The following is a 9,103-nucleotide window of genomic DNA, read 5'->3' as shown; positions in this document are numbered from 1 at the left end:
CTCGTACTCAGTCGCGGCGACGGTCGGCGTCGACGGGTTTGCCGTCCTCGGTCGGCGGCGCGATGTGGGCGATGAACTCGTCGACGCTCGGTTCGCGGACGGTGACGTGGACGTCGATGTCGCCGAGTTCGTCGGGGTTGCCGACGGCGAAGTTGACGACGCCCTTGAACGCGGCTTGCTTCTTCAGCGCAAAGGAGAACCCCTCCTCTGTCTTGCGCTTCTCGAACTCCCGGCGGGCGGTGTCGAGGATCTCCTGTTCGTGGAGTCTGTCGGAGAACGGGTCGAGCGTGTGCGTCTCGGCGACGAGTTGGCCCGCCTCGTGGTCGAGTTCGGCGTTGGGAAAGAGGTTCGAGACGGCGTCGGCGACGCGGTCGGTCACCTCGGTGTCGCGGACGGGTGCGACGATGCGCACGTCGACGCTGTAGATCATCGCTCGGCCTCCGTCGGTGCCTCGGACCCGTCGTGGAGCAGCGTCCGGATCTGCGAGCGGAACGCCTCCAACGAACTGGTGTTGTCGACGACGACGTCGGCGTCGTCCATCACCTCGCCCATCCCGAAGCCGAGCTCGCGCTCGTCGCGGGCGCGGAGTCGTTCGACGTCGCCGTCGCTGTCGTCGCGGCCGCGCTCGCCGAGTCGCTCGGCGCGGAGTTCGAAGGGTGCCTCGACGCTGACGACGAGGAAGTCGTCGCCGAACGCCTCGCGAAACCGCTCGACCTCGTACGTCGAGCGCAGGCCGTCGACGAGGACGGTGTCGTGGTCGTCGAGGTGGTCGCGGATCAGCGGGAGCGAGCGGGCGGCGATGGCGTCGAGACCGTACTCCTCGCGGAGTGCTTTCGCGATTTCGCCGTGGTGTTCGGCGGGGTCGAGCCCCCTGTCGCGGCACTCCTGTCGAATCACGTCGCCCATCGTGACGACCGGGATGCCCGCCTCGCGGGCGACGGCGGCGGCCTCCCCTTTGCCGCTGCCCGGCAGTCCGACGGTACCGATGACTCTCATTAAGTGGCCATACACCGCTCCCGAGGTTAAGCCCTGTGAATGTCTGCTTTCTCGACGAAATCGACATACGGCTCCGCGACCGAGTGGTACGCATGGCCGAACGCTCGTTGGTAATCCGTGCGCTGTGGTTCGTCGTCGTCGGCTGGTGGGCGACGCCCGCCGTCGTCAACGTCGCGTGGTTCCTCAACGCGACGATCGTGCTCATCCCGGTCGGGATCAAGCTCACCAACCTCGTCCCGACGGTGTTGTCGCTGAAGGAACCGCGGTCGAGCGTCGCCCCCGAGGCGACTCGCGGCCAGCACTCGCTTCTCGTCCGCGGCGTCTACTTCGTGCTCGTCGGCTGGTGGTTCAGTTGGCTGTGGGCGAACGTGGCGGCGTTCCTCGCGGTGACGATCGTCGGACTGCCGGTCGCCTACTGGATGTTCAACCGCCTGCCGTACGTGACGTCGCTGTACCGCTTCGACGGGTAGCCGAAACCCACATCGCTTTTTAGGCCACCGCGTGTGGCTGTGTACGAGGGCACGTAGCTCAGTCTGGATAGAGCGTCGGACTTCTAATCCGACGGTCGTGGGTTCAAATCCCATCGTGCTCGTATTCCGCGTCGCGAACGACAGTGAGCGACCGGTATCGAGCCTCGTGGGTGTTGAAACAGGGAACGAAGCGAAGCGGAGTGACCGCGGTTCGAATCCCATCGTGCTCGTTCAGCCTCGTTTCACTCGGCTTCGCACGATGGAGTCCCACTCGCCCACTGCGTTCGCTCGCGGGACTCCCCTCGTGCTCGCTCAGTCCCGCTCAATCGGCCCTGCTCGACTCGTACGGCGTCTGGTCGCCAACCAGTACAAAAAGCCAGTCTATACGCTGGCGCACGGCTTTGTGACTCGACCACCAGTATATAGACGGTGATGACTCATGAGCGCCTCGACTGCGCGTCCTCCCTGGGACGACGATACCCGACCTCGCACCGTGCTCTCGCCGTCGAACTGTTCACGGGGGGTCGACGAGACTGGACAGCAGGTGTCGATCGTCTCTCTGACGGACGACGACGTCGAACCGCTCGTCTCGATGTATCGCGACTACGCGCCGGAAGATCGGTCGATGGGGCTCCCGCCAGTCAGCGAGCGGGAGATTCGTGCGTGGGTCGGACGACTTCACGAGCGCGGGACGACGTTCGTCGCGTGGCTCGGCGGCGACGTCGTGGCTCACGCGGGGTTCGTCCTACGGGAGAGTGACGACGCCGAGTTCTTCATCTACGTCCACGGCCGCGCTCAGGGTCGCGGTGTGGGGACTGAACTGACGCGTCACGTCTGCCGACAGGCCGCCGCTGTGGGACTCGACGCACTCGTCCTCTACGTCGCTCGGGACAACGACGCTGCACTCGCCGTGTTCCGGAAGGCCGGCTTCACCGTCACTGCTCGCCAGCCGCTCGACTTCGAGATGTGGCTCCCGTTGACGCCACTGACGGTCCCGGAGTCCTCGTCCGCTTCGGTTCGGTCGTGACGGAACGTGTCCCGGTCGGCCACAGCACATTTCATCCTCTCCGTCGAACGTGGTGGTATGGCACGACGATCCGCACCAACGACGGGTGGCGCTAGCCTGCTCATCATCATCGGAGCGATCCTGCTCATCTTCCCCGAGCCGGCTACCTCGGGGCTCGGACTGCTCCTGTTGATCATCGGCCTCGTCCTCTGGTTCCTGTAACCCGAACCGACGCGTCGCGGTCGTCGCTCGTTTTTTGTCGAAAAGAAGTTCGGACGCCGACGGAGCCGTCAGGCCGACGAGTCGTCTGTAGTCGAGGCGTTCCCCGTGGTCGAAGCGTTCTCGCCGGTCGACGTGTTGCCCTCCGTCTGTCCCGTCGCCCAGATGGTGTACTGGGTGAACTCGAGGTCGCCGTCGAAGACGACCTCGAACTCCCACGTCGCGTCCGGTTCGAGCGTGTCGGTCGACTCGCTGCTGTCGGTTTCGAACCGCCCGAGCGTGTCGCCGTCCTCGCTCTCGGGGTTGACGTGGACGACGACGAGCGAGAACGTCGTCTCGCTGACGTTCGTCACCGTCCCGCGGACGCCCTCGGTCGACCCCTCCTGGAAGAACGTGTGTTCCGTAATCTCGAGGTCGGCGTTCGACTCGGATCCCACCGTCCCCTCGACGTCGCCGCTCTCTGCGGTCGACGACGCGTTCGCGCCGTCGGACGTCTCTGTCGACTCGGTCGTGGTCGTCTCTCCGTCGGTCGTCTCTGTCGACTCGGTCGTAGTGGTCGCCTCGGCGGTTCCGTCGCTCCCGTCGGAACCGTTCCCGGTACAGCCGGCGATCGACACGCCGAGCATCGTCGCGCCTGCGCTCTTGAGAAACGTCCGTCGCTTGTCTGCCATTGTGACAACCCATCGTCAGTTCCTCGCGGGCGACGGGAATGAGTTGTGGCCGTCGACGACGCGGCCGTCTCGGCGACGCCGTCGCTCTCGGGAGCGAGATTTGCCGAAAGAAAGTCGGATCGGTGAACGCGTGGAACGCGCGGGCCGACGGTCGGTAGTCGATACGGGAACGGACTGGAGTGGGCGTTAGTGGCTCAGCGCCTGCTTCACATCGCGCCGCCCATACCGCCCATGCCGCCCATACCGCCCATGCCGCCGCCCATGCCACCGCCGCCCGGCGGCATGTCGTCGTCGCCGTCGTCGGGGTCGATCTGGCCACCGGAGAGGTCGCCAGCGGCGATGACGTCGTCGATGCGGAGGATCATGACGGCCGCCTCGGTGGCGGACTCGATGGCCTGCGTCTTCACGCGGAGGGGTTCGACGACACCCTCTTCTTCCATGTCGATGACGTCGCCGGTGTAGGCGTCCAGACCGGCACCGAACTCGCCGGCGTCGTGACGCGAGCGGAGGTCGACCAGCGAGTCGATGGGGTCGAGCCCGGCGTTCTCGGCGAGCGTGCGCGGGATGACTTCCAGCGCGTCGGCGAACGCCTCGATGGCGAGCTGCTCGCGGCCGCCGACGGAGTCGGCGAAGTCACGGAGTTCGAGGGCGAGCTCCGTCTCGGGTGCCCCGCCGCCGGGGAGAACCTTCCCGTCCTGCAGCGTCGTCCGGACCACGCCGAGCGAGTCGTCGATGGCGCGCTCGAGTTCGTCGACGACGTGCTGGGTGCCACCGCGGAGGAACAGGCTGACGGCCTTCGCGTCCTCGACGTCTTCGACGAAGATGCGCTCGTCGCCGCCGACGTCCTTCTGGGCGACCGACCCGGCGAAGCCGAGGTCGTCGGCCTCGATGTCGTCGACGCTGGAGACGACGCGTGCGCCCGTCGAGCGGGCGATGCGCTTGAGGTCGCTGTTCTTGACGCGACGGACGGCGAGGATGCCCTCCTTCGCGAGGTAGTGCTGGGCCATGTCGTCGATGCCGTCGCCGACGAAGACGACGTCGGCGCCGACGTCGACGAGCTTGTCGACCATCTCCTTCAGCTGCTCTTCCTCCTGGTCGAGGAACTGCTGGAGCTGGTCGGGGTCCGTGACGTTGACCTCGGTGTCGATCTCGGTCTCCTTCACTTCGAGCGCCCCGTCGAAGACGGCCACGTCGGCGTCCTCGACCATGTAGGGCATGTTCTCGTCGACGCGCTCCTTGTCGATGACCGCACCCTCGACGAGCTCGGAGTTGTCGATGGAGCCACCGACGAGCTTCTCGACGGAGACGTTCTCGATGTCGACTCCGTCGTCGTCGGCGACGGCCAGCACGGCGTCGACGACGAGTTCGGCGAGCAGATCCTTCGAGGACTCCGCACCCTTGCCGGTCATCGCCGTCGCGGCGATCTTGACGAGGGTCTCGCGGTCCTCCTCCGTCACGTCGATCGCCTTCGACTCGAGGAGTTCCTTCGCCTTCTCGGAGGCCTGGCGGTACCCCTGGGCGAGGGTCGTCGGGTGGATGTCCGAGTCGATGAGCTCCTCGGCCTGGTCGAGGAGTTCACCGGCGATGACGACGGCCGTCGTCGTGCCGTCGCCGACCTCGTCCTCCTGCGTCTCGGAGACTTCGACGATCATGTTCGCCGCCGGGTGGTCGATGTCCATCTCCTTGAGGATGGTCACGCCGTCGTTCGTGACGACGACGCCGCCCGACGAGTCGACGAGCATCTTGTCCATCCCTTTCGGGCCGAGCGTCGTCCGAACGGACTCGGCGACGGCCTTCCCAGCTGTGATGTTCATCGACTGTGCGTCCTTCCCGGAGGTGCGCTGACTCTCCTCCGAGAGTACAATCATCGGCTGATTACCCATTCGCTGAGCCATATTCACGCAGGGATTGTCTGTGGTTCTATAAAAAACCTTCGGTCCGAGGCTCGAGAAAACGCAAGACGTGAGTGACATGCCTCTCCGTGCCACGGTCTCCCAAAGGGGTGGTATAAACGGATATCGTCGTCGACGACGACCGTCGCTGGTCGTGTGAGAGCCGAAGCGGAGCGTCGAACTCGGTCGGCGTCGGGTTTACAACTGCTCGTCCGAGGGGCCGGAGAGCTGTGCGCCGCGAGTGAGTTCGTTGTGCTTCCGTTCGAGGAAGGAGTAGACTGCTCCGTGGGGCGCACCGTCGAGGATCATCCCGACCGCGCGGCGAACCGTCTCGACCTCCTCGGGTTGGCCGATGATGCCGAGCGTCGACCCGTAGATGACGACGTGGGCACCGGAGAGCTCCTCCATCAGTTCCCGGGTCCGGCCGTTCTCGCCGATGAGCCGGCCCTTCTGGCGCTTCATGTCGTTCTTGTTTCGCGTCGCCTCGCCGATGTCGATGAGGTCGAACATCCGCATGTCGTTGTCGAGCAGCGAGAGGGCGACTTCCGGTTTGAAGCCGCGACCGATGGCCCGGACGATGTCCGGAGCGGCGAGTCCCGTGACGGGGTCTCCGACCGAGTCGATGGCGACCGACCCGCTCTCGGAGTCGATGTCGAGCCGAACCTCGGCCCGACTCTCGATCTCCCGCATGGTCTCGCCGCCGTCACCGATGACGACACCGATGCGGTCCTGCGGAACCTTCACGTGTTGCATGAACGCTGCTACCCGTTCGAGCCGTTTAAGAGTTTGTTCGTCGTCGCTCCGTGCGGAGAACCGACACACGGAGACGCCGTCTCGGAGGTCGTCGACCCTCCCGTTCCGTCAGCCGAACACTCCCGAACCGAGTCGCTCGCGCTCCTCGTCGGTCAGCCGGTACGGGTCGACGACGTCGGAGATCGGCCCGTCGGGTCGTCGCCGCTGGTGTGCTTCGAGGAAGTCGGCGATGCGGTCGGCGGCGTGCAGTTTCAACTCCCCCGAGAGGAGGCCGCCGGAGCGGTAGTCGGCGGCCAGTCGCTCCAGTTCGGCGTCGTCCTCCTCGAAGAAGTAGTAGAGCAGCTGGTACGCCACGTCGACCGACGGATCGCCGCCGTGTCTTCGGTGCTCCTCGACGTCGCTGCGACCGCCGGAGTAGGCGTGGTCCAGCACCTTCTGTCGAACTGTCTCCCGGTCGTCGGTGAGCAGGATGCTCGGCGCGTCGTCGCTGCTGGACATCTTCCCGCCGCTCCCGCCCAACTGCGGTAGGAACTTCGACAGCAACGCCGCGGGTCTCTCGACGTCGTACCGCCGTTTCGCCGCCAGATCACGGCAGACGCGGACGTGGGGGTCCTGGTCGACGGCGATCGGGACGAGCGTCGGGTGGGGGCCGTGGACGAGTTGGGGTAAGAGGAGATGCGTCGCCTGTACCGCCGGGTAGAAGCCGAGACCGACGTTCGGCGGCGGGCCGTAGACGGCCTCGACGGTCGCGGGCGTCAGCTCCGACGCGAACTCGGCGGCCAGCGGGTAGATCACGTCGGCGTCGGCGGTGTCGACGACGATTCTCGTTCGCTCCGGGTCGAAGCCGACGGCGACGAGGTCGCGGACGTTCTCGCGGGCGTGTTCGTGAACCTCGTCGAACGAGCGGTCCTTCGAGAACCGCTTCTCGTCGTCGGAGAGCGGGACGTAGACGTACGCGCCGGTCTGCTCTTGGAGGTACTTCGCGTGGTAGAAGTGGTAGGCGTGGCCGAGATGCATCGGCCCGGAGGGGCCGATACCGGTGACGATGGAGACGGTGTCGCCCCGGTCGGCCGCTGCGGTGAAGCGGTCGACGTCGCGTCCGGCGTAGAAGACGCCACGACGGACGAGGCGGTGGGCTGGCTGGGGGAAGTCGGCGATCTGTTCGTCGGTCAGTTCGTCCGCGCCGAACTGTTCGAGGAGACGGTCGTAGTCGACGTCGCCCTCGACGGCGTACGGCGTGACGGTGAACTCGTGCATGTGGTGTGGATGTCGCTGGTGCTCGAAGGTCGGTGCGTGAGGAGAACGAAGTGAGCACCCGCGACCGGGGACGCCGGGTTACGCCACGGCGGCGACGACCGCGAGACTGTCCGCTCTCGAGGCGTGCGGCCACCAGCGCCAGCAGAGGTGACAGTCGAGAGCGGACTGCATCGACCGTCCGTAGTCGGCCACGTCAGAAAACGGTTCCGCCGCCGGTCCGTCGCGCTCGTCGTCCCGTCGTTTCACCTAGTGTGACTCTTCGACTACTGTCGCTCGGAGTGGACCTCCAAGTCGAGACTCCCGTTGCGCTCGAAGCGCGTGTACGGGACGTCGAAGACGAACGACGCGTCCGCACTCGCGCCGTCGTCGATCTCGAGTCGTTCGGACTGGTCTAACTCCTGTTTCTTCTCGCCCTTTCCCGCCGTCACGTTCGCGATGAGCGTCACCGTGGTCGGTTCGTCACTCCCGTTCTCTACTGTCGCGGTGACCAGCAGAGTTCCGTCGTCGCTCTCTCCGTAGTCGAACTCGGACACTTTCACCTCGACTGTCATATCCGTGTTATCATCGTACACGTATCTAAACGCTCTGGCTAGCGCTGCGTCCCACCGACGACCCGTGACACCGGGCGCACCCGGCCGCTCACTTGTCCGGTTCGACGTCGGTGACGTACTCGTAGAGGTCGTCGTCGTCGACGTCGATTCCCTGTCGGGTGAAGAAACTCGCGACGTTCGTACAGTCGCGCCGGAGGAACTCGTCAGCGTTCGGGTGGTGAATCGTCACGGCCTGCCCGAGGTCGATGACGAACAGTTCGCCTTCGTGGATGATGAGGTTGTACTCGCTGAGGTCGCCGTGGATGAGCCCGGCGCTGTAGAGCCGTCGCATGTACTCGCGGACGACCTCGTAGGCCGTCTCGGGGTTCTCGACGTTCACCTCCGAGAGTCGACGCGCGCGCTCTTCGACCAGTCCGGCGAGTTCCATCACGAGCACGTTGCGCTCGACCGCGATCGGTTCGGGGACGCGCACGCCGGCCTTCCGGGCACGTTCCAGGTTGGCGAACTCCTTGCGGACCCACGCGAGGACGATCTTCCCCTTGTCGTTGCCGATGCCCTGGAACCGGGGGTCGCCTTCGAGGTAGCTCCGCATCTGCCGGAAGTTCGAGGCGTTGATGCGGTAGATCTTCACGGCGACGTCCGTCCCCTCGCGGCCGAGCGCCTCGTAGACGTTCGCCTCCTTCCCCGTGGAGATGGGACCGCCGAACGCCTCGATGTGGCCGTCCTGGACGAGTTTGTAGAGGGCGGCGAACGTCGCGTCGTCGAACACCGACTGTTCGACCTTGAACTGGTCGGCGTCCTTGATGCGCTTTCTGAACTCGCTGAACTCTCTGTCGCGCTTCCGCGCGATCCGGTCGGCGTCGGTGTCGGAGACGTCGATCTCCTCCCACTCGTCGCCGAACCCCTCGGCCTCCTCCGGTTCGATCAACTCGAACTCCCCTGTCATCTACTCTGTGATACGGCCCCCGGCCTGAAAAGGGGTACAGATGTCCTGTTCGGGTCGACAGCCGAAACAGTCCACAACGGTGAGAAACTGTCGTCTCGGTTTATGCTCTCTCACCGCGCAGTTTCGCCCGAAGTGTCAAACTATGGGTGTCATCGACAGAGCGCGCGGGCTGTTCGGCGGCGGCGAGAAACGAACCCTGTACCAGTGCAACGCCTGTATGGAGACGTTCGTTCCGGACGGAGCGGCGGACCCGAAAGAGCTCCGGTGTCCGGTCTGTAACGACCCGAACGTCCGCGAACGGTAACGACTGTTCGGGCCGGACGTTCGGGAGAACCGACTGCG

General features: G+C 65.5%; 13 protein-coding genes and 1 tRNA gene. 5 read left to right on the top strand and 9 right to left on the bottom strand.

Features of this window, described 5'->3' with window-relative positions; genetic code table 11:
* Positions 1 to 7: 7 nt before the first annotated feature.
* Together EOHIBHHM_RS06045 and EOHIBHHM_RS06040 are read right to left on the bottom strand one after the other, a co-directional pair.
* Positions 8 to 430, bottom strand: a complete 423-nt coding sequence (locus tag EOHIBHHM_RS06045; RefSeq protein ID WP_497255585.1) for an RNA-binding domain-containing protein — start codon at positions 428 to 430, stop codon at positions 8 to 10.
* Positions 427 to 996, bottom strand: a complete 570-nt coding sequence (locus EOHIBHHM_RS06040; protein WP_497255583.1) for an AAA family ATPase — start codon at positions 994 to 996, stop codon at positions 427 to 429. The genes EOHIBHHM_RS06045 and EOHIBHHM_RS06040 overlap by 4 nt, the downstream gene beginning before the upstream one ends.
* 92 nt (positions 997 to 1,088) lie before the next feature.
* Between EOHIBHHM_RS06040 and EOHIBHHM_RS06035 the strand changes: the two genes are divergently transcribed.
* The 4 genes from EOHIBHHM_RS06035 to EOHIBHHM_RS06020 all read left to right on the top strand — a co-directional run bounded on the left by EOHIBHHM_RS06035 (position 1,089) and on the right by EOHIBHHM_RS06020 (position 2,694).
* On the top strand, positions 1,089 to 1,466 hold the full coding sequence (locus EOHIBHHM_RS06035; RefSeq protein ID WP_497255581.1) for a YccF domain-containing protein: 378 nt from the start codon (positions 1,089 to 1,091) through the stop codon (positions 1,464 to 1,466).
* 47 nt (positions 1,467 to 1,513) lie between these two features.
* A tRNA-Arg gene (locus EOHIBHHM_RS06030) sits at positions 1,514 to 1,588 on the top strand.
* 317 nt (positions 1,589 to 1,905) lie between these two features.
* Entirely contained in the window at positions 1,906 to 2,493 is a 588-nt protein-coding gene (locus tag EOHIBHHM_RS06025) for a GNAT family N-acetyltransferase (protein WP_497255579.1), read from the top strand.
* Positions 2,494 to 2,550: 57 nt separating this feature from the next.
* Positions 2,551 to 2,694 carry a hypothetical protein gene (locus EOHIBHHM_RS06020; protein ID WP_497255577.1) on the top strand — a complete coding sequence of 48 codons (144 nt, stop codon included), beginning with the start codon at positions 2,551 to 2,553 and terminating at the stop codon, positions 2,692 to 2,694.
* Positions 2,695 to 2,762: 68 nt separating this feature from the next.
* Here the strand turns inward: EOHIBHHM_RS06020 and EOHIBHHM_RS06015 are convergent, their stop codons facing one another.
* The 7 genes from EOHIBHHM_RS06015 to rio1 all read right to left on the bottom strand — a co-directional run bounded on the left by EOHIBHHM_RS06015 (position 2,763) and on the right by rio1 (position 8,761).
* A complete protein-coding gene (locus tag EOHIBHHM_RS06015) occupies positions 2,763 to 3,362 on the bottom strand; it encodes an FxLYD domain-containing protein (protein WP_497255575.1) in 600 nt (199 codons plus the stop codon).
* A gap of 206 nt (positions 3,363 to 3,568) precedes the next feature.
* The gene (thsA, locus tag EOHIBHHM_RS06010) at positions 3,569 to 5,230 is read right to left on the bottom strand and encodes a thermosome subunit alpha (RefSeq protein WP_497256925.1); all 1,662 of its coding nucleotides are present in this window, start codon (positions 5,228 to 5,230) and stop codon (positions 3,569 to 3,571) included.
* Between the two features lie 222 nt (positions 5,231 to 5,452).
* Positions 5,453 to 6,007: a KH domain-containing protein gene (locus EOHIBHHM_RS06005; RefSeq protein ID WP_089822583.1), complete on the bottom strand. Its 555-nt coding sequence runs from the start codon at positions 6,005 to 6,007 to the stop codon at positions 5,453 to 5,455.
* A gap of 108 nt (positions 6,008 to 6,115) precedes the next feature.
* Positions 6,116 to 7,264 carry a tryptophan--tRNA ligase gene (locus EOHIBHHM_RS06000; RefSeq protein ID WP_497255573.1) on the bottom strand — a complete coding sequence of 383 codons (1,149 nt, stop codon included), beginning with the start codon at positions 7,262 to 7,264 and terminating at the stop codon, positions 6,116 to 6,118.
* A 78-nt stretch (positions 7,265 to 7,342) separates the two neighbouring features.
* Positions 7,343 to 7,510: a hypothetical protein gene (locus EOHIBHHM_RS05995; RefSeq protein WP_497255571.1), complete on the bottom strand. Its 168-nt coding sequence runs from the start codon at positions 7,508 to 7,510 to the stop codon at positions 7,343 to 7,345.
* A 17-nt stretch (positions 7,511 to 7,527) separates the two neighbouring features.
* Positions 7,528 to 7,815, bottom strand: coding sequence for a hypothetical protein (locus EOHIBHHM_RS05990; protein WP_497255569.1), 288 nt, complete (start codon positions 7,813 to 7,815; stop codon positions 7,528 to 7,530).
* An 88-nt stretch (positions 7,816 to 7,903) separates the two neighbouring features.
* Entirely contained in the window at positions 7,904 to 8,761 is an 858-nt protein-coding gene (gene rio1 / locus EOHIBHHM_RS05985) for a serine/threonine-protein kinase Rio1 (RefSeq protein ID WP_497255567.1), read from the bottom strand.
* A 142-nt stretch (positions 8,762 to 8,903) separates the two neighbouring features.
* On the opposite strand from rio1, the gene EOHIBHHM_RS05980 reads away from it, so the two are divergent.
* A complete protein-coding gene (locus tag EOHIBHHM_RS05980) occupies positions 8,904 to 9,065 on the top strand; it encodes a hypothetical protein (RefSeq protein ID WP_497255565.1) in 162 nt (53 codons plus the stop codon).
* Positions 9,066 to 9,103: the final 38 nt, after the last annotated feature.

It is taken from the genome of Halogranum roseipondis, assembly GCF_059695585.1.
This window is presented reverse-complemented; position numbering and strand designations above follow the sequence as displayed.